This is a genomic window from Roseibium sp. HPY-6, assembly GCF_040530035.1.
Taxonomy (GTDB): Bacteria; Pseudomonadota; Alphaproteobacteria; order Rhizobiales; family Stappiaceae; genus Roseibium.
This window is the reverse complement of record NZ_JBEWCD010000001.1, coordinates 515,517-535,300: the sequence shown is the minus strand read 5'-3', so window position 1 is coordinate 535,300 and position 19,784 is coordinate 515,517. Positions and strand designations below refer to the sequence as shown.

General features: G+C 57.9%; 19 protein-coding genes. 12 read left to right on the top strand and 7 right to left on the bottom strand.

Translation table 11 applies throughout. The features are described 5' to 3' along the window. Positions 1-84 precede the first annotated feature (84 nt). The 4 genes from ABVF61_RS02610 to ABVF61_RS02595 all read left to right on the top strand — a co-directional run bounded on the left by ABVF61_RS02610 (position 85) and on the right by ABVF61_RS02595 (position 4,669). Positions 85-705 (top strand): glutathione S-transferase family protein, encoded by a 621-nt coding sequence (locus tag ABVF61_RS02610; RefSeq protein WP_353991968.1) that lies wholly within the window; start codon positions 85-87, stop codon positions 703-705. A 66-nt stretch (positions 706-771) separates the two neighbouring features. Continuing rightward, positions 772-2,415, top strand: coding sequence for an FAD-binding oxidoreductase (locus tag ABVF61_RS02605; protein ID WP_353991967.1), 1,644 nt, complete (start codon positions 772-774; stop codon positions 2,413-2,415). Between the two features lie 560 nt (positions 2,416-2,975). Beyond that, entirely contained in the window at positions 2,976-4,106 is a 1,131-nt protein-coding gene (locus ABVF61_RS02600; RefSeq protein WP_353991966.1) for a type III PLP-dependent enzyme, read from the top strand. A gap of 11 nt (positions 4,107-4,117) precedes the next feature. Next, positions 4,118-4,669, top strand: coding sequence for a GNAT family N-acetyltransferase (locus tag ABVF61_RS02595; RefSeq protein ID WP_353991965.1), 552 nt, complete (start codon positions 4,118-4,120; stop codon positions 4,667-4,669). 31 nt (positions 4,670-4,700) lie between these two features. Here ABVF61_RS02595 and ABVF61_RS02590 read toward each other — a convergent pair whose 3' ends face one another. After that, positions 4,701-5,804 (bottom strand): hypothetical protein, encoded by a 1,104-nt coding sequence (locus ABVF61_RS02590; protein ID WP_353991964.1) that lies wholly within the window; start codon positions 5,802-5,804, stop codon positions 4,701-4,703. A gap of 85 nt (positions 5,805-5,889) precedes the next feature. Here ABVF61_RS02590 and ABVF61_RS02585 point away from each other — a divergent pair, with 85 nt between their 5' ends. After that, entirely contained in the window at positions 5,890-7,275 is a 1,386-nt protein-coding gene (locus tag ABVF61_RS02585; RefSeq protein WP_353991963.1) for a homospermidine synthase, read from the top strand. A 129-nt stretch (positions 7,276-7,404) separates the two neighbouring features. Next, on the top strand, positions 7,405-7,749 hold the full coding sequence (locus ABVF61_RS02580; protein ID WP_353991962.1) for a hypothetical protein: 345 nt from the start codon (positions 7,405-7,407) through the stop codon (positions 7,747-7,749). Between the two features lie 110 nt (positions 7,750-7,859). On the opposite strand, the gene ABVF61_RS02575 is transcribed toward ABVF61_RS02580, so the two are convergent. Further along, positions 7,860-8,252 (bottom strand): DM13 domain-containing protein, encoded by a 393-nt coding sequence (locus ABVF61_RS02575; protein ID WP_353991961.1) that lies wholly within the window; start codon positions 8,250-8,252, stop codon positions 7,860-7,862. Between the two features lie 361 nt (positions 8,253-8,613). Between ABVF61_RS02575 and ABVF61_RS02570 the strand changes: the two genes are divergently transcribed. Then, the gene (locus ABVF61_RS02570; RefSeq protein ID WP_353991960.1) at positions 8,614-8,949 is read left to right on the top strand and encodes a hypothetical protein; all 336 of its coding nucleotides are present in this window, start codon (positions 8,614-8,616) and stop codon (positions 8,947-8,949) included. A 236-nt stretch (positions 8,950-9,185) separates the two neighbouring features. After that, positions 9,186-9,506, top strand: coding sequence for an acyl carrier protein (locus ABVF61_RS02565; protein WP_353991959.1), 321 nt, complete (start codon positions 9,186-9,188; stop codon positions 9,504-9,506). A 28-nt stretch (positions 9,507-9,534) separates the two neighbouring features. Here the strand turns inward: ABVF61_RS02565 and ABVF61_RS02560 are convergent, their stop codons facing one another. Both ABVF61_RS02560 and ABVF61_RS02555 read right to left on the bottom strand, forming a co-directional pair. Then, the gene (locus ABVF61_RS02560) at positions 9,535-11,349 is read right to left on the bottom strand and encodes an adenylate/guanylate cyclase domain-containing protein (RefSeq protein WP_353991958.1); all 1,815 of its coding nucleotides are present in this window, start codon (positions 11,347-11,349) and stop codon (positions 9,535-9,537) included. 171 nt (positions 11,350-11,520) lie between these two features. Beyond that, a complete protein-coding gene (locus ABVF61_RS02555; RefSeq protein ID WP_353991957.1) occupies positions 11,521-13,104 on the bottom strand; it encodes a SulP family inorganic anion transporter in 1,584 nt (527 codons plus the stop codon). Between the two features lie 275 nt (positions 13,105-13,379). Between ABVF61_RS02555 and ABVF61_RS02550 the strand changes: the two genes are divergently transcribed. After that, positions 13,380-14,558 carry an aminotransferase gene (locus tag ABVF61_RS02550; RefSeq protein WP_353991956.1) on the top strand — a complete coding sequence of 393 codons (1,179 nt, stop codon included), beginning with the start codon at positions 13,380-13,382 and terminating at the stop codon, positions 14,556-14,558. A 35-nt stretch (positions 14,559-14,593) separates the two neighbouring features. Then, the gene (locus tag ABVF61_RS02545) at positions 14,594-15,622 is read left to right on the top strand and encodes an asparaginase (protein WP_353991955.1); all 1,029 of its coding nucleotides are present in this window, start codon (positions 14,594-14,596) and stop codon (positions 15,620-15,622) included. Here the strand turns inward: ABVF61_RS02545 and ABVF61_RS02540 are convergent. Next, entirely contained in the window at positions 15,614-16,066 is a 453-nt protein-coding gene (locus ABVF61_RS02540) for a GNAT family N-acetyltransferase (protein ID WP_353991954.1), read from the bottom strand. The two genes, ABVF61_RS02545 and ABVF61_RS02540, sit on opposite strands and share 9 nt — an antisense overlap. Positions 16,067-16,078: 12 nt before the next feature. On the opposite strand from ABVF61_RS02540, the gene ABVF61_RS02535 reads away from it, so the two are divergent. Continuing rightward, positions 16,079-16,885 carry a dimethylarginine dimethylaminohydrolase family protein gene (locus tag ABVF61_RS02535; RefSeq protein WP_353991953.1) on the top strand — a complete coding sequence of 269 codons (807 nt, stop codon included), beginning with the start codon at positions 16,079-16,081 and terminating at the stop codon, positions 16,883-16,885. A gap of 3 nt (positions 16,886-16,888) precedes the next feature. Here the strand turns inward: ABVF61_RS02535 and ABVF61_RS02530 are convergent, their stop codons facing one another. Further along, a complete protein-coding gene (locus tag ABVF61_RS02530) occupies positions 16,889-18,259 on the bottom strand; it encodes a TIGR03808 family TAT-translocated repetitive protein (protein ID WP_353991952.1) in 1,371 nt (456 codons plus the stop codon). Between the two features lie 234 nt (positions 18,260-18,493). Further along, positions 18,494-18,967 carry a YHS domain-containing (seleno)protein gene (locus ABVF61_RS02525; RefSeq protein WP_353991951.1) on the bottom strand — a complete coding sequence of 158 codons (474 nt, stop codon included), beginning with the start codon at positions 18,965-18,967 and terminating at the stop codon, positions 18,494-18,496. A 217-nt stretch (positions 18,968-19,184) separates the two neighbouring features. Here ABVF61_RS02525 and ABVF61_RS02520 point away from each other — a divergent pair, with 217 nt between their 5' ends. Next, positions 19,185-19,763 carry a TetR/AcrR family transcriptional regulator gene (locus ABVF61_RS02520; RefSeq protein ID WP_353991950.1) on the top strand — a complete coding sequence of 193 codons (579 nt, stop codon included), beginning with the start codon at positions 19,185-19,187 and terminating at the stop codon, positions 19,761-19,763. The last annotated feature ends 21 nt before the right edge of the window (positions 19,764-19,784 follow it).

The window sequence follows — 19,784 nt, the reverse complement described above, 5'->3', positions numbered from 1 at the left end:
TGGTGAGGTGACATATTGCGTTCAGCGCATCGGGCGGGAGTTTCCGGTGCCACCGAGAGACCAGGACCTTAAGGGGAAACCGTCATGTCCAACGCAATCCGCATTCACAATTTTCCGCTTTCCGGACACTGTCACCGGGTTGAACTGTTTGCCGGCCTTGCCGGTATCAATCACGAGCTCGTCTTCGTCGATCTCGCCGCCGGTGAGCACAAGAAGGAGCCGTTCCTGTCGCTCAATCCGGCCGGCAAGGTTCCTGTCATTGAAGATGGCGACGTTGTCGTTGCCGACTCCAATGCGATCCTGGTTTACCTGGCACGCAAATATGCACCGGACTGGCTGTCTGGTGATGCGGTTGAAGAGGCGGAGATCCAGCGCTTTCTTTCGCTCGCCGCCAATGAAATCGCCAATGGGCCTGCCGCTGCCCGGCTTGTGACCGTCTTCGGTGCGGAGCTCGATACGGACAAGGCGAAGGCGATCGCCGACTATGTTTTCGGGATCCTGGAAGGCCATCTGGCGGGTCGCGACTGGCTGGTCGGTCAGAAACCGACCGTCGCCGATGTTGCGATTTACACCTATACGGCCCACGCGCCGGAAGGAAATGTCTCCCTAGAGCCTTATCCGAACATTCGAAGCTTCCTGAAGCGTGTTGAAGGATTGCCGGGCTTTGAAGCCATGCCGGCCACGAAAGCCGGACTGGCTGCGTAAAACAGCGTTTTGACCGGACACGCACTGGGCGTGTCCGGCCACCCGTCAAAGAGCGAGGATGGTAGCGTGAAACCGATCGATCAGATGTCCAGGACTGTTTCACCGTTTCATGACGGTGAACGGAAGGTGCAGGAGCGGCTTGGCGACTTTGATGTCGAGCGCTGGGCACGCGGCGCCATTCGCGATTTCATGCCCGACCAGCACCGTAACTTCTTCCAGGATCAACCTTTCATGATCGTGTCCGCACGTGATGAAAAGGGCAGACCCTGGGCGACGGTGCTCGAAGGACCTGTCGGGTTCGTGCGTTCGCCTGACCCGACCTCGCTTGAGATTTTGTCCAAACCGGCGGCAGGCGATGCTTTGGAAGGCTCGCTTTCGACAGGTGCGGATATCGGTCTGGTTGGCATCGAACTCGCAACCCGCCGCCGCAACCGCGTGAATGGCAGGCTCGTCGGCGCTGACGACAATGGGCTCCGCTTTACAGTTGGCCAGTCCTTTGGAAACTGCCCGCAATATATCCGCTCGCGCGACTACTGGTGGAGCGAGAAAGAACCGTCTGGGACTACAACGCGCAGCAAGGCGCTGAGCGCTGCACAACAGAACTGGATCAGAAACGCAGACACGTTTTTCATCGGGTCCGGATACGAAGGGCAAGGGCAAAACCGGTCCTTTGGCATGGATGCCTCCCATCGCGGCGGCGAGCGCGGCTTTGTCGAAGTCGTGAGCGAAAGCAGGATCCGCTTTCCCGATTATGCCGGCAACAAGTTCTACAATACGTTGGGAAACATCCTGCTTGACGGGCGAGCAGGCTTTCTCTTTCTCGATTTTTCAACCGGAAGCCTGTTGCAGCTGACCGGCAAGGCGTCGATCGACTTTGATTCTGAAGATGTGGCGCGTTTTCCCGGTGCGCGTCAGCTTGTATCGCTCGAAATCGAGGAGATCGTGGAGCTTTCCGGCGCACTCAGATTGCGCTGGCAGGAGGACGGCAGTACCGCCCGTTCCCTGAGGCTTGTCGATAAGATCTGGGAAAGCGCCAATGTGACCTCCTTTGTGTTTGAGCCGCGCGACGGCGGCCCGCTTCCGGTGCACAAGGCAGGACAGCACCTGCCGGTCGAAATCATGATCCCGCAAATCGATGCCAAAGTGCAGCGGACGTATTCGCTGTCCGGACCGCCGAACGAAAGCCGATACCGGATCTCGGTAAAGCGTGAAGCCGACGGCCTGGTTTCCGGGTTTCTTCATGACAAGCTTGAGGTTGGCGCTATGCTGGAGGCGCGCAAGCCCGCGGGTGATTTTGTCCTTCAAAAAGGCAGCGGCCCCATCGTTCTTGTCAGCGCAGGCGTCGGCGTAACGCCAGTGCTGAGCATGCTGCATCAACTTATCGAAGAGAAGGATGCGCGGGAGATCCTGTTTGTGCACGGCGCGCGTGATGGGGATCATCATCCGTTTCGCAGCGAAGTTTGCGAACTTGTCAAGGGCAGGGCAAACATCAGGACCCATATCGTCTACAGCCGTCCGCATGCCGAAGATCTGCACGGCCGGGACTATCAGGAAAAGGGCAGGGTATCGGCAGATCTGTTGACCGGTCTGGTGTCAAACGCGGATGCCGATTATTACCTCTGCGGTCCCGCAGGATTTCTCGCCGAGCTCAAATCCGGCCTTGAGGCACGCGGTGTTCGTGAAGACAAGATCCATGACGAGACGTTCTAAGCGCACGTGAACGGCCGAACGGGCGGTCTTTGACGACCGGGGGTAACCCGGTCAGAAGAAGTTGATGAAAAAATCCTGCAGCCCGGTCATTTTCTGCTTGCGCGGAAATCCAAACAAGCGCATATAGCGCCTGCCCAAATTCGCACGTGCCCGAGGTCGTTCATGGGGTGTTTTAGAAAAACATCTCTTAAGGGGCCGCTGCCACAAAAACCGCCAAGGGGCGGGCAGCAGATCCGTACGGCTTAAAGCAACGACGTAAGAGGGCTTTTTTGGTCTCTGCCGGGGTTTCCAACCTCCGGCGTCACTGAAGAGGCACTTGTTACATCCTTGCCCGACGTGCGGTTCGGTATCTCCGATCCAATCAACGGCATTCCCGACGCGGGAAAGCGTTTGCGTACATGTTCAGTGTCGCGATCGCCCAACCGTCGCCGCAGTCAACCCGGCCTCCGGTTCCATCCCGGGGGAGGCCCGGTGCGTATTGCGGCACCCTGCGACGTGAACTGCAGCGCGCCAACCGGACTTTGCGTGCCTGCGGCCAGATTTGGAAAGGGGAGATCCCCATGAGCGAGCGTATCCGCGACTTCCTGCGACGACGCGACGACGACGGACCTTGCGTTGTTGTCGACCTCGACATCGTGCGTGACAATTTTGAAGCCTTTGCGCGGTCCCTTCCGGACACATCGGTCTATTATGCGGTCAAGGCCAATCCCGCACCGGAGATCCTCTCGCTTCTCGAAAGCCTCGGCTCTTCTTTCGACTGCGCCTCGGTCGGTGAAATTGAAATGGTGCTGGCCACCGGCGCTTCGGCAGACCGCATTTCCTACGGCAACACCATCAAGAAGGAGAGGGACATTGCGCGTGCCTTTGACCTTGGCGTCCGGCTCTTTGCGGTCGACTGCATCGAAGAAGTCGAAAAAATCGGCCGTGTCGCTCCCGGCTCAAAAGTCTTCTGCCGGGTCCTGTGCGACGGTGTCGGCGCCGAATGGCCGCTCTCCCGCAAATTCGGATGCGACCCTGAAATGGCACCCGACGTCCTGGAACACGCCCACCGGCTCGGCCTCGAGGCCTACGGCGTCTCCTTCCACGTCGGCTCTCAGCAGGCAAATCTCGAAGCCTGGGATTTCGCTCTCGCCATGGCGGCAGGTGCCTTCCGGGAAATGGCGCTGCGCGGCATCGAGCTGAAGATGGTCAACATGGGTGGCGGGTTCCCGACCCGTTACCTGAAAGACGTGCCGGGCGTACCGCGCTACGGCGAGGCCATCTTCCAGGCGCTGTCCAAACATTTCGGCAACCGGCTTCCCTCAACCATCATCGAACCGGGCCGGGGCATGGTCGGCAATGCGGGTATGATCGAAGCCGAAGTCGTTCTGATTTCCAAGAAGTCCGCGCAGGAAGAGGTGCGCTGGGTCTATCTGGATATTGGCAAGTTCCACGGCCTTGCCGAGACAATGGACGAAGCGATCCGCTATCCGATCCGGACCCCGCGCGATGGCGATAGGACCACGCCTTGTGTTCTGGCCGGGCCGACCTGCGACAGCGTCGATGTTCTTTACGAAAAGACGCCGTACGAACTGCCAGTCAGCCTTTCCATAGGCGACAAGGTTCTGATCGAGGCTTGCGGCGCTTATACGACGACCTATTCGTCGGTGGGCTTCAACGGCTTTGCGCCACTGGCGTCCCACGTCATCTAGGACGAGCGGCCATGATCACCATCGTTGACGAGGCGCTGGAGCATTTCAGCGCCCGCGAGGCTTTGCTCGACCTCAGTTTCGGCGAAGATCGTCACTTGAAAACCTGCGAGCGGTTGCGCGAAGGCCAACTGCCTGTGTTTGCTTTTGTGGCAACGGATGCGGCAGGCCGGCTTGCCGGCTCTGTCCGGCTCTGGTCCGTTGCGGACGAGGCGGGAAACCAAAGCCTGCTGCTCGGACCGCTCGTTGTTTGTCCCCTCATGCGCGGCCTGAAAATCGGCGACCGGCTGATGCGCCATGCGCTGACCCAGGCTGCTGTACATGGCCATGGGTCTGTGATCCTTGTCGGTGATCAGGCTTACTATGATCGCTTTGGCTTTCAGCCGGGCAGGCTGGATCGTGTCGATTTGCCCGGACCTTTTGATCAGCGACGGTTTCTAGGTATCGACTTGTCGGTCGGTCATCTTGCAAGACTGGACGGTCTCTTGAAACCTGCCGGAGAGAGCAACACGACGTTGGTTTTTAATGGAAGCAAAAACACTCCGGACCTCAGGAAATCAGTGTAGCTGGTGTTCGCCCGCCAAGAAAAAGACCAATTCAAGACTTGAAATCCGGCTCGAAAACCGTCAGAGGTAACGCAAGGTGCAATAAGTGCGCCTCTTCGCTTTGAGGGGAAACACCTAAAGCCGCGCTTTGTCCAGAGACGAGGCCGGCGGGAAAGATTGGAGTTCGGAACTTGACTGATGAATCCAACGGCGGCACGCCGAAGAAGGCCGCCACTAAAGCACCGGCGACGCGCAAACCTGCTGCAAAACGCGGAGCGACGAAGTCCTCAGGATCCAGAGCCCCTTCTTCCCGAACAAACACATCGAAAACGACCGCATCAAAACCGGCGGCAACAAAAGCAGTACCGAAGAGCCAGGCAGCAAAGTCGACTTCGGCAAAGGCGGTAGCAAAGCCCACTGTGTCCAAAGCGGCACCGAAGAGTTCAGCGGCGAAGCCCGTGGCGGCTAAAGCTGCTGCCGCCAAGCCTGCTGCAACCAAGACGGCCCCGAAAACAAGAACAGCGAAGCCAGCGGCGGCGAAGGCTGCCGCCCCCAAAAGCGCGGCAGCAAAATCCGCTTCGGGCAAGGCCGGAGCATCGAAGAGCGCAGCGACGAAGGCAGCTTCAAAGAGTGCGGCAGCGAAACCGGCAGCGGCCAAAGCTGCTCCGAAAAACGCATCGGCGAAACCAGCTGCAGCCAAGGCCACCCCGAAGACCAAAGCAGCGAAACCGGCAGCGCCCAAAGTTGCTCCAAAAACCGCAGCGGCGAAATCGGCAGCAAGCAGGGCCGCGCCGAAGAGTGCAGCGGTGAAACCAGCGGCAACAAAGACCGCTTCGAAGGCAGGAGCAGCAAAACCTGCTGTAGCCAAGGCCCCTCCGAAGAGCGCAACGGCGAAGCCGGCTGCAGCCAAGGCCGCCCCAAAGACCAGAGCGGCAAAGCCCGCAACCGCGAAGGTGGCTCCGAAGAGCGCGGCAGCCAAACCAGCCGCAGCCAAAGCGGCTCCGAAAAGCGCAGCTGCCAAACCGGCAGCAAGCAAGGCCACTCCCAAAAGTGCGGCGGCAAAACCGGCTGCTGCCAAGCCCGCAGCACCAAAGGGCGCAGCTGCAAAGCCGGTCGCAGCCAAGGCTTCCGCGACCAAACCGGCTACAGCGCGCAAGGCGCCCCCGAAAAAGACGGCTCCCAAGGCCCCGGCAAGCTCAACTGCGTATCCTGTTCACGGAACCATCACCGGACCTGTGATCATGATCGGGCTTGGGTCCATCGGCAAGGGAACGCTCCCGCTGATCGAGCGTCACTTCAAGTTCGACAAGTCACGGTTCACCGTCATCGATCCGGTCGATACGGACGCCAAGCTGGTGACGGATCGCGGCTATAAGTTCCACAAAGTCGCGCTGACGCCGGACAACTACAAGGACATCCTGACGCCTTTGATCACCGAAGGCGAAGGGCAGGGATTTGTTGTGAACCTGTCGGTCGACACGTCTTCTCTCGATCTTATGAAACTGTGCCGCAAACTCGGCGTTCTCTACATCGACACTGTGGTTGAGCCGTGGCTTGGCTTCTACTTTGATGAAAATGCGCCGGCCGCAGATCGCACGAACTACGCTCTGCGCGAAACGGTTCGCCGCGAAAAGAAGAAGAAGCCCGGTGGCACGACGGCGGTCTCCTGTTGTGGTGCCAATCCGGGCATGGTGTCCTGGTTCGTCAAGAAAGCGCTTGTCGATGTTGCGACCGAAACCGGCGTCAAGTTCAAGGAGCCGACCGACCGCAAGGGCTGGGCAAAGCTGATGAAAAAAGTCGGCGTCAAGGGCATCCACATAGCCGAGCGCGACACGCAACGCGCCAAGGGACCGAAACCGCCTAACGTCTTCTGGAACACCTGGTCGGTCGAAGGGTTTCTTTCCGAGGGCTTTCAGCCGGCAGAACTCGGCTGGGGAACGCACGAAAAGTGGAAACCTGCAAACGCCAAAAGTCACAAGAAAGGCTGCAACGCGGCGATCTATCTGGAACAGCCGGGCGCCAACACGCGTGTACGCACCTGGTGCCCGACGCCGGGCGCGCAGTTCGGATTTCTGGTGACGCACAACGAATCCATCTCCATCGCCGATTACTTCACGCTGGAAGACGGCAAGAAGGTCACTTACAGGCCGACGTGTCACTATGCCTATCACCCGGCGAATGATGCGGTGCTGTCATTGCACGAGCTTTTTGGGGCGGCCGGCAAGGTGCAAGAGAAACTCCACGTTCTGGAAGAAGATGAAATCCGGGACGGTATCGACGAGCTCGGTGTCCTGCTCTATGGCCACAAGAAGAATGCCTACTGGTACGGTTCGCAGCTTTCCGTTGAGGAGACGCGCAAACTGGCTCCTTACCAGAATGCCACCGGACTGCAGGTGACGTCCGCTGTCATTGCGGGCATGGTCTGGGCTCTGGAAAACCCGGAGGCCGGCATCGTTGAAACCGACGAGATGGATTACAAGCGCTGCCTAGAAGTCCAGATGCCTTACCTCGGTCCGGTCAAAGGATACTACACCGACTGGACCCCGCTCGACGGGCGCCCGGGCTTTTTCAAAGAAGACCTCGACAAGAAGGACCCCTGGCAGTTCAGGAACATCCTGGTGCGGTGATTACGTCGCATAATTCTGCGAAGTCTCGGACTTGATCCGGGACCTTTTCCGACAATTGGCCCCGGCTCGAGGCCGGGGCGGCTGAGTTAAGTTTCAGCAGCTTCAGGTCCTTTTGACTAAGGTTTTGATTTGGATAGTTTCGTCGACGGTATAGGCCTGAACAATCTGCTGCTCGCAGTTCATGTCGCCGCACTTTTGTTTGCCGTCTTTGCCTGGTCCATTTTCCCGCCAAAGCGCAAACGTTGGCCGAATTCGCCGATCACTGGCGGTACATCCATTCTTGTATCCGCGTTCTTTGCCTTTCGAATGCTGGCAGTCCCGCAAGGACCGACAGCGAATGGTTCCTTTGCAGACTGGTACCTGATTTTTAGCGTTGTTTCAGTTGGCCTGTTGCCTGCGGCCACCCTGTTTTGCTTCTTTGTCACTGGCATCGTCATTGGAAGCCTGATCGCCAATCATCTTGTCAAACGTTGATGCGAGCGCCGCGCGGGGCCATCCGAGTTCCAAGTCGGTTCGCATGCCCGACTTCCATTCAGCCATGTGCCCCGGCTTGAGGCCGGGGCGGCTGAGCAATTTCGAAGGGCTCAGTTGCCCAGCTTTGCCACCCCAAGCGGCACATTGAATTTACGGCACCAGATGTAGACCTCGTTATAACCGGACGCATCAATGCCGCCGCCGAGGCGGTAGGTTTGCTTGCCGTTCAGCTTTTTCAAAGCACCGAGATCGGTTTTCGGGTCGTACTTGCCGTTCTTGCCGAGCCCGACCCTGGGGTCTGGTGCCCCGTCGAGACTGAAGTTGCTTTGCAGGACGACGTTGTTGGAGTTGAGCACGGTCTGGCCTGTCGTCACATGATTGCTGCGGCCTGAAAAATTGCCCTTTCTCGATTTCCCAGCAGCGAAAGACGGCAATGTACTGGAGGCAATCGCGGTGGCTGCCAATCCGGTGCTGAGGGCGAAAAACTGTCTGCGGGTCTGCATTTTCGGGGTCCTGTCGTTTCCAAATGGTGTTCGGTGAATTCTGCGGTCGGGCCTTCTGGCCTTCGCCTTAGATTGGGAGCGTGATGCCCCATTGAAACGCACATTCAGCTCCGCAAACGTCACAAGAAGGCGAGAAACGCTTTACCGGATGGAAGGTCGTAGTGGGGGGCTTGTTCGCCTTTTCCTGGATCCTGTCCTCATAGGACAAATTAAAAGTTGGTCACAAAGCTGGATATGCAGGCCTTCAAACACCATTCTTGGAAGGCGCAGCAGACTGCTGCCGCTCTCTTGTTTGCGTGGCCCGTCACGGCTGCGCTCAAAGTCCACAAAGTCTCCAACGATACGATGCGGGTCTTGCGTCATGACACTTCTGGTCAATCTGGGTCTACTGCTGGTCGCCTTTGCGGCCTTTTTCCTGGCGGTCTTCGGCTATTTCCTCGTTTCTCAAACGTTTCAAGCCAGACGGAGGCGGGGTGTTCTTTCTAAAGATGCCGTGATGTTCCTCGTCGCCGGTTGCCTGTTTGCAGTCTTTACCGCCGGCTACATCGAGATCTTCGAATTCGCATTCCGACTGCCTTTTTCGGCTCCGGTAGACCTCGGTATCGGACTTCTGGCGGTTGCGGCTGCTGCTGCAGGCGCCTACCTGCTGGCAAACAGATTTGAGCAGCACCGCCTGCGTCTCAAGGCGCGTCAGTAGACAAAAAGTGATTTCGACAAGATCGATTCCGCTACCGGGAATTGCCTGGGGCGGTCACGCAAGACGGCGCAGGCTTTTCCCTGTCCAGACTTTCCACCGGAAATTTACTATGACAGCGAAATAACTGCCCGGTCTCGTGAAATTTACCAATCGGAAGATTGCCTTGATACAACCCTGATGCTATTTGTGCGTGTTAGTTCATTTAATGTACGCACCATATTATTCATTAGGTTCAAATGTCTGAAATTGCTGAGAAAGTTAAAGCCATTGTGGCGAGAGATCTCGACGTGTCCACCTGGATGCTTACATCTGATGTTACGCTGAGCAAACTGGGGGCCGATAGCCTGGACGCGATCGGTCTGATCATGGCGGTCGAAAGGGAACTGGGGTGCCGCATTCCGCATGACTCGTTCCGCGTAACCAACCGGCATGAAGGCGAGTGGACCTTCGGAGCGTTTTTGCGCGCTGTTGAAAGTGCAATCGGCGGTACACCGTCTTTGCACCGCGATATCTTCCCGGCGCAATCCAACACGCCCCGGCCAAGAGCTGTCGCCTAGAGCCGCCCCAATTTGCGCTAGATGCGTCTTAGTCAGGCAGGAGCCGGACCACTTCGACCGGTTCCGACTTGCCTTTCACCATTTGCGGGCCGATCGGTTCCTGACGTATGTCGGGGCTCAGTCTGGATGCAATATCGACCGAGGCAAGGATGATGATTTCTGCGGTATCGTCGATTTCCTTGCCGAGGCTCTCCAGACGCGCAGCAGCGTTTACGGTATCGCCGATCACCGTGTAGTTGACCCTTTCCGGCGCTCCGATATCCCCGACAACCAGGGGACCCATGTGAATTCCAACCCGGATCCGGACAGGCGCTTCGTTCCGGTTCGCACGCGCCACGTTATCCGCGTGAATCGCTGACGCCATGCCAAGCGCTGCGCGGGCAGCGGGTTCGGCCGGATTTTCCAGGTGTTCCGGCGCGCCCCAGAAGGCCATGACGCTGTCACCGACATACTTGTCGATCGTTCCATCCTGTTTCGCAATTTCCGCTCCCAACAGAGACAGATGATGGTTGACGAACGCAGCGGTTTCGCTCGCCGACATTCCCTCCGATGCGGATGTGAAACCGGCAATATCAGTGAAGAGAACGGCAACCTCACGTTCTTCCGGGACGGCTTCGGCACGCCCTTCGCTCAGAAGTTTTTGAACGAGCGTGCGCGGCACATAGCGGTTGAACGCTGCCAGACCGCCAACCATGGCATTGAAGCCGTTCGCAAGATCATCAAGCTCCCTGATGATGGAGGGGGGCAGTGGATCCACGTCGCTGAATTTCAGTCCGGCAACATCCTTTGCGGCACTCGCCGCCCGCCGGACGGGTTTGGCAATGCGGCGCGCCAGGAGAACAGCGCCGATCAGGGAAAGCATCAGGAGGCCAAGGCCGACGACGATGGCGACGAGAAGCTGCTGCAGCGGTTGATCCAGGTATTCGGCAGGAAAATGAACACCAATGCGCGCGGGCAAACCCTTCAGGTTGGCGTTTTCCTGCTCAATGATGATGAAGCGTTTGTTGCCCTCCGTGTCAAAGCCGGTACGTAGTTCCAGACCGTCCGCGATGTTGTAGTCCGTGTTGTCGATAACCCGCATCGTGGAAAAGTCAGACAGGAAAAGATCGGAAATCTGGCTGACATGAAGCAGGGGATCGTCCTGGTCCAACTCTTCGAAGTGGTCTTCCAGCAATGGGTGGGCGACAATCTCTTGGGTCTTCTCCCGCATCAGGAATACGGTGATGTCATCTGTGGAGATCGACCAGGTAATGTCTGAGATGCGCTCCAGAGACATTCCGATCAGGAAACTGCCACGATAGGTGTCTCCTCTGTAAAACGGGTAGGTGTAAACGAAATAGGTATGTTTCCTGCTGGGCATGTAGAGCGGTTCGCTCCAGAACGGACCAGCCTTTTCCGACGCTCTTTTCAGAAGGGGCATGAGGCTCGGGATTTCCGATGCAACATCAACGTCGCCGCCATAAATGTCGCCATCGGCATCGCCGCGGTCGACGTCCACGCCCTTGCCGGTTTCGTCGACCATGACCATGAACGAGACACGATCCTGAGGGGCCAGGGCACCGTAAATATAGGCGACGAGGTGATCCGGATCGTCGTAAGTCAGCTCTCCCGTTTCCCATCCGGCGTGGGTATAGTCGGCGGTTTCGGTAACGGCGTGAAGCTGCTCTACAAAGGCGGCTTCAGATGTATCCATGCCAAGATCAACGAGCCCGCCACCAAGCTGGCGGATCAGCTTTTCTGAAATAACGGCCTGGATCATCAGGATGGCAGCGGCCGTAATAACAACAAAAGTGCCGATAACGGTCGCCAGGGTTGGCGTTATGAAGAGTTTGTTGCGCAGCAAGACGGCACTTTCCGAGTGAACAGGTGCGGTGTCACTGAATTCATAGCGTATTTTTAGACGTTATTTCACATTGCCGTGAACATTCACGATGAAATTCAAAGAAACCGAAAAAAATCAGGCTCCGGCGACTGGGATCGCCGGGGCCTGGTTGCTGCGAGTGCTTTATGAACGTCAGGATGCTTTTTCAGTCGCCTCGAAGGTTTGTCCGTAGTCCACCGCAATTTCGTAGTCCGGATCCTCGAGCACGGAGACTTCGACAAGGTTGCCGGCCTTGGCAAGAAGCCTCTTGCAGTCAGGAGACAGGTGCCGCAGGTGAAGACGTTTTCCGGCAGCTTCGTATTTTGAAGCCAGCGCATCGATGGCTTCGAGACCTGAGTGGTCGACGACGCGGCTGTCGATAAAGTCGACGACGATGTCCTCAGGATCTTTTTGCGGATCGAACAGGTCGGCGAAACCGGTGGTGGAACCGAAAAACAGCGGACCTGAGAGACGGTACACCTTCCAGCCTTCCTTGCTGGTGCCGATGCGCGCGCTGATGCGGCTGGCCGCGTTCCAGGCATAGGCGAGGGCGGAGATAATCACGCCGACCACAACGGCAACCGCCAGATCCGCATAGACCGTGACACCGGTCACGATGACCATCACCAGTGCGTCGGTCAGCGGGATCTTGTGCACGATCTTGAGGCTGGTCCAGGCGAATGTGCCGATGACAACCATAAACATCACGCCGACAAGCGCTGCGACCGGGATCTGTTCGATCAGCGGCGAGGCAATTACGATGAAGGACAGGAGGAACAGCGCGGCTGCGATGCCGGATATCCGTGTGCGCGCACCGGATTTCACGTTGATCATCGACTGGCCGATCATCGCGCAGCCGCCCATGCCGCCGAAGAAGCCGGTCACGATGTTGGCGGTGCCCTGGGCTACGCATTCTTTGGAAGCGCCGCCCTTGGTGTTGGTTAGGTCGGCAACGAGGTTCAGCGTCAGCAGGGATTCAATCAGGCCGATAGCCGCGAGGATGACCGCGTAGGGCAGAATGATCTGCAACGTTTCCAGCGTCAGTGGAACCATTGGAATATGAAATTCCGGCAGGCCGCCCGCGATCGATGCGAGATCGCCCACCGATCTCGTATCCAGGTTGAACCCCAGTACCAGGCCGGACACCACGAGAATGCCGGCAAGCGGTGCCGGAAACGCGGTGGTGAACCTTGGAAGTATCCAGATAACCGCCATGGTGAGCGCGATAAGTCCAAGCATCAGGAAAAGCTGCGGGCCGGCCATCCAGGTCAAGCCGCCGGCACCGTCCGGGACCTTGAACTGGCCAAGTTGCGCCAGGAAAATGACGATCGCCAGACCGTTGACGAAACCCAGCATCACCGGGTGGGGGACCATTCGAATGAACTTGCCCCATTTCAGGACGCCGACACCGATCTGCAAGATGCCCATGAGAACCACGGTCGCGAACAGGTATTCAACGCCGTGCTGAGCCACAAGCGAAACCATGACAACGGCCAAGGCACCGGTTGCGCCGGAGATCATGCCGGGACGACCACCGATGCAGGCGGTGATCAGGCCAACGAAAAAGGCAGCGTATAGACCCACGAGCGGATTGACGCCCGCCACAAATGCGAAGGCAACGGCTTCCGGCACCAGCGCCAGCGCAACAGTCAAGCCCGCGAGCAATTCGGTTTTGATGCGCGAAGCATCCAGTTTTGTCGATTGTAAAGGCGCAACGGCCCCGGCACGTGCTGTCAAGACGGGCTCCAGTCTGTTTTATTCGGTGAGACGGTCGCCCAGCCGGACTGGGACACATATACTGACCTAAATCAATTTAGAGCTTTCTAATAGATTTGTTGCAATGCAGCAAGAGCGGCGGTGAATAGCTGCCATGCAGGAAACGCCAAGTTGCGCCGAGTTTCTGCGTTCTTCAGGTAATTTCGGGGGAGGATACTCCGCCTGTTACGGGACAAAATTGCTCGACTGTCGTTCGCGGGACGACTAGAACCGGCAAAACAGGTTTGGGAGTAGTTATGAAGCCGAGCAATCCGGTGTTCACCGGAATAGAAACAACCGTATTTGAAACAATGTCCCGGCTCGCGATGGCGCATAATGCCGTCAATCTCGGTCAAGGCTTTCCTGATGTGGACGGACCGGAGGATATCCGAGAGGTCGCTGCTTCAGCGCTGATCGAAGGCCCGAACCAATATCCGCCGATGCTCGGCCTTCCCGAATTGCGCGAGGCCGTTGCAGCGACTAACAAACGGTTTTACGGCCTTGAGGTTGATGCTGCGAGCGAGGTGCTGGTGACGTCAGGTGCCACAGAGGCCCTTGCAGACTGCATCATGGCGCTGGTGTCGCCGGGAGATGAGGTTGTTCTGATTGAGCCGCTTTATGACTGTTACCTGCCGCTTGTACGGCGCGCGGGCGGTATTCCTGTCAGGGTCAGGGTAAGCCCACCGAATTGGGGCCTCGACGAAGAGGCGCTCCGCGACGCCTTTTCGGGTCGCACCAAAGCCATTTTGATCAACAACCCGATGAACCCCACGGCAAAGGTGTTTTCTGAAGCCGAACTCACGCTGATTTCGCAACTGTGCCAGGAACATGATGCCTATGCGATCTGTGATGAGGTCTACGAACATCTGGTGTTCGACGGCGCTGCGCATCGGCCGCTGATGACGTTTGATGGCATGCGCGAGCGCACGGTTCGCATCGGTTCTGCCGGCAAAACGTTTTCATTGACGGGCTGGAAGGTCGGATATGTTACCGGTCCGGCGCACCTGATCGACCCGATCGGAAAGGCGCATCAGTGGGTCACGTTTACGACGCCCCCGAACCTTCAGCGCGCCGTTGCCTATGGTCTGCAAAAGGACGATGAGTACTATGCGGGTCTTGCGCAGGACCTAACTTTGAAGCGGGACCGCATGGCCAAAGGTCTCAGCGCGCTAGGGTTTTCGGTGCTGCCTTGCGCTTCCACCTATTTCCTGACCTGCGGCATTGAAGATCTCGGGCTCGGCGACAACGATGTCGGCGTGTGCGAAAAGTTCGTCAAAGAGGCGGGCGTTGCGACCGTTCCGGTTTCAGCGTTCTACGGGTCTGATGCACCGACCGGCTATCTTCGCTTTTGCTTTTGCAAGAAGGACTGGGTCATCGATGAGGCGATCGCGCGGCTCTCGTCGTTTTTGACTGCAGACGACCGCGAATCCGCTTAGCCTGGAACGACCGCATTAACAGGATGAAAAACCTCATGGACAATCCGGCTCTGGTGAATGTCACGCGTGGCAATCTCACGGAAAGCCAGCATCGTGGCAGTGTTGCGATTGTCGACACAAAGGGTACGCTCGTTTGCGGGATCGGCGATGTTGAGGCCAGGGTTTTTCCGCGATCCGCGATCAAGGCGCTGCAGGCCTTGCCGCTTGTGGAGTCCGGTGCGTCGGAAGCGCTGGATCTGACGGATGCCGAGTTGTCCCTCGCATGCGCGTCTCACAACGGCGAAGAAGTCCATGCAAATGCAGCGCGCGTGATGCTGATGAAAGCGGGACTGAGCGAGGACGATCTGGAATGCGGTCCTCAATGGCCAAAACGCATGGAAGATGCCGCCAAGCTGATCCTTGCCGATGAAGTCCCCTGCGGGCTTCACAACAACTGTTCGGGCAAGCATGCCGGGTTCCTCGGCCTTGCGAAAAGCATGGGTGTGGAGACTCGCGGGTACATAAACCCCGATCATCCCGTGCAACGCGAAATTCGACTTGTCATGGAGCAACTCACGGGCGACACGCTTTCTGAAGATGTCTGCGGCACGGATGGGTGTTCGATCCCGACCTATGCGTCACCTTTGAAGAATTTCGCTGGCGCTTTCGCCGCCTTCGGGACAGGCGAGGGGCTGGACCCCCTGCGCGCGGATGCAGCCCGGCAGATCTATGATGCCTGCATCAACGAACCCTACATGGTCGCCGGTGCCGATCGCTTTTGCACGCAGGTCATGGACGTCTTTCGGGGCCGCGTGTTCGTAAAAACCGGCGCTGAGGGTGTCTTCTGTGCTGCCGTTCCCGAGCTCGGCTTTGGCATCGCCTTGAAATGCGATGATGGCGCAACGAGGGCGTCGGAAGTGATGATCGGCGCGATATTGGAGGTCATGCTTGACCTTAATGAAGACGAATCGGTCCTGCTTGACAGCCTCGTCAATCCGCCGGTGCTCACCCGCAGAGGCATTCAGGCGGGCCATATCAAACCTACTGACGGATTCCTGTCTGCATTGAAGCAGGTATTATCTTAATTTCTTTAGCATCAGGATTTTATGAGCATTTCTTGAAGCTTCATTCCAGCCGAGCTTCGAATACATCGAAACGTTGCGAGGCATCTCCGGATGGGTCGCAAGATGCATGTCGAGCGCACCATGTTCAATCGCTTTCCGTTCTGCCGCTTCAACCAGCTGCCTGCCGAGACCGCGCCCCATGAAGCCGGGGTCGACGGCAAGGTTGATCAGATGCGCTTCTGAGCCCTTTAAGCTCAAAATGGCGCAGCCGGCGCGCCTGCCGTCGACTTCCGCGACAAGGATAGTGTTTGAGTGAAAGGCCTCTTCCAGACCGGCAGAAACGTCGGGAAGGTTTTTGATCCGGGCCTTGTCCTGTGCGTATGCCCGTTCGATACACTGTTTCAGGTGCGGAAGGTCTTGCAAAACAGCCAATCGGATGGTTGCTCGTAGCGCTGATTGTTTCATTGGAGTTTCCAGATGCCGCACGGGCCAGGACTTTCGTTTCGTTTCACGCATGCCATCACGCGGCTGCCGTCCGACAGCGTTGCAAACGGACTGCGGGCGCTTGATGCCGGTGACCCGATCGGTGCCAAATTCCGCGAAGAACATGCGCTTTATGTAAGCGCCCTGCAAGAGGCGGGTTTGACGGTGGATGTCCTGCCGCCGCTTGAACAGTATCCGGACAGCTGCTTCGTCGAGGACCCTGCTTTTTGCCTGCCGGAGGGCGCGATCCTGCTCCGTCCGGGAGCTGAAACCCGCGCCGGTGAAGCTGTGCACATCCGTCCGGCGCTTGCCGCCAGGTTTGACAAAGTCATCGAGTTGCCCGAGGGCGGGCATGTCGACGGCGGAGACGTGCTTATGCTGGACGACACTATCCTGATCGGTCTGTCGGCACGCACGGATCAAAAGGGTGCCCGCGCTTTCCGCGATATTCTCTCAGAATTGGGATATTCGGCCGAAATCTGCGAGACGCCGGAAGGCGTCCTTCACTTCAAGACGGCCTGCTCGACACTCGGTGACAGCGTTGTTCTTGCGACGGGTGTCATGGCGGGAAGCGGGTTCTTCGGGGATCGCAAGGTCGTCATTGTTCCGGACGGCGAGGAGTATGCTGCCAACGTGATCCGGATCAACGATGTCGTTCTTGTTCCAGAAGCGTATCCGAAGACCCGGGCAGCGATCGAAGCTGCCGGTTTTTCGACCATTGCGCTGCCAACCCACGAAGCCCGCAAGGTTGACGGCGGCCTTTCATGCCTTTCGTTACGCTTCGCCCTTTCCGATGAGTGACGCTCAGGCGCTTACCTGATTGCCTGTCACGGTCAGGTTGGCAAAACGTGTTGTATTGTTCAGTTCATCCGTTGCCGCTTCCAGCCAGCGATACCCCTTGATCGCGCCGAGTTTCGACCCCTGGACAATGTTGTTGGTGATGGCTGCCGGTCCGGCGCCGTCAACGACGGTTACCGCAATGCCCGTGCCGCAGTCGCGCAGAATGTTCTGCGAGGCCGCGATGTTGCGCATGTATGGGCCCCAGCCAAGAAGCATGCCGAACCTCGGTGCACCTTCGATGACATTGCCGGTCAACGTCGTGTCTGCTTCTGCAGCGATCCCGATTCCAAATCCGGAGACTTCGGGCGGGTAGGGGCCGTCTTCGGTGATGTTCCGAATGAGGTTGCCCGAGCAGACCGACATGCGGCCGCCATCCATGAAATTGGCGATTGAAATGCCGGTGGTGCCGCCATCGACAATGTTGTTGGAAATGACCGCGCCCTGGAAGTTGAACTCCGAATAGATCGCGCATTCGCCGGATCGCAGACAGGAGTTGCCGATTATCTGGACGTTCGAGCCGGTGTTGGACCGGATAGCCGAAAATGCGCAGTCGGTGATGCGATTGTTCGAGATGAGAACGCCATGTGCTCGGAAAACGTTGATCCCGTTGCCGAACTGACCGGTTCCGCCGTAACGCGCATCGATGCGCTCGATCCGGTTGCCCGAGACGATCGTGCCATCTTCGCCGTCGCGCCAGCGATGGATCCAGATGCCGCCATTGGCGCAATCCGTCACGGTGTTTCCCGTGATCGACAGGCCGTCTGCCTCGTTGGACCTGAGACCTGCTTCAGCCGCGCCGTAGATCCTGCAGTTTTCAACCCGGCCCGAGCACCTGTCGAGCACGACACCCATCTTCGAGGAGCCGGCGATGTCGCAATTGTCGAGCGAGAGATTGCGAACGCCAACGAAATGAAGAAGCCCTTCGGTGAAATCGCCGATCGACCGGTTGGCGCCGTCGAAGGTGACGCCCTGGATTCCGATGTTGCTGACGCCTTCGGCCCGGATCAACTGACCGCCGCCACCCTGATAGACAAGCCGCGTTCTGCCCGGAACACCGACAATCAGCGTGCCCGAGGGCAGGCGTAGGTTGGCAACGGGGTAGGTTCCTGCCGGAAGAAAGAGCGCCCGCCCACGTTCTACGGCCCGGTTGACCGCGTTCTGAAACTGGGCGGTCTGGTCATTCGCCGCATTAGGCAGAAGACCCAGATCGGCGGAATCGATCGAGCCTCGGAGATCGGCGACTTTCATTTGTGCCACAGAGGTTGTCCCGGAAAGGCACACTGCTGTCCCGGCAAGAAACGCCCGTCGGCTCAGTTTTGAAATATCGCGTGTCATCGGCAAGACCATTAGCTGGAAGCGTCCCAAGTTGGGAGGCAAGTCAGGTTTTGACTTAGAACTCAGCAAGGGGCGTGCCGGAGTGGCAGGAATTGCTTCAGGTTCGCGGAAGCGGCGTGCGCTTTACGTCGTCCGGACATAAGCCGGGATCTTCACACCGCACAGGAGCAACAAAAAACCGGCCGGGACGCACCCGGCCGGTGGCAATCGATCTTCAGGGGGCAGAAAGATCGATTAGAGTTCGCTCGGATCGGTGTTTTCGATCTGCGTCCAGTTGTCGTCTGCGGAACTGACGAAGCCCGGAATGTCTTTGTTCCAGCGTTCCTGGATGCTTTCGGACAGGTTCAGGTAGAGCTTGCCGTCGACGATCTTCCACAGGTCGGGATCACCGTCCACCTTGACGCCCATGGCCGTTCCGAAGGCGCAGAAGCCGCCATATGCCGGCAGGTACTTTTCCGGGTTCTGTTTGAAAAGGTCACGGTTTTCTTCAGAAACGAAACGGTAGGTTGCGCCACTATGAACTTCAGTGATCGAGAAGTCGCCGTCCAGCGGAGCGCCGTTTGTGAAGTAGGAGACCGGGTCCACACCGCGCAGCGCGAGACCGGTGACGGTTGCGTTCACGTCAAAACCGGCAGCAAAGGCGCTGGATACGAGACCGGAAACAACAACGAGAGCAGCAACGGAGCCGCGGATCAGGTTCTTGAGCATTTGAAAAGACTCCCAGGGGTCAGCCTTTGAAAGGCGTTCGATTTGAGCCGGCTTGGAAGAGATTGCCCTGATCGCCATATTTCGGTACCATTCGGTTCCTAACTGATCAGAGTCGACCGTTCATGCCGGTGAAAGAAACATACGGTTGGGAACCGATCGGTACAAAACACAAGAGCGTGAGTGCCGGTTGATGTCTTTGTGAAGACGAGGATGGAACATGGCAAGACCACGTGAGTTTGACCCCGAAGAGGCGATGGACAAGGCCATGACCCTGTTCTGGGACGTGGGCTATGAAGAGGCTTCGCTGTCGGAGCTTCTTGCGGCGATGGAAATAACCAAGGGGTCTTTCTACAAGGCATTCCAGGACAAACAGTCCATCTATCTGGAATCGCTTGATCGCTACAATGACAAGGTTATCAGTGGGACCGTTGCCTATCTGTCCGACACTGCCCAGGGCACGGGCCGCGACCGCATCCTGGGGCTTTTCGAAAAGGTGGCACAGGCGGTGAGGGCGGACGGAGACCGGCTCGGCTGCTTTTTGTGTAATGCACTGATCGACAAGGCGGCGGAAGGTGGCGAAGCGGAAAACAAGCTTCAGGCGATGGTACACCGGCTGGAAAATGCCTTTTTCAAGGCTCTGACAGACGATCGGCCTCGGGATGACGCAGGGAACCGGGAAACCGCACGCGGGGTGCTTTCCGCCTATTTCGGGCTGAGGGTTCTGGGACGTGCAGGTCTGTCAACGGAAATGGCTGCGGACTGTGTCCGGCAGGTAGAGAGGCTTCTTGAGCGCTGAAGTCCAATACGTCGAACTGAT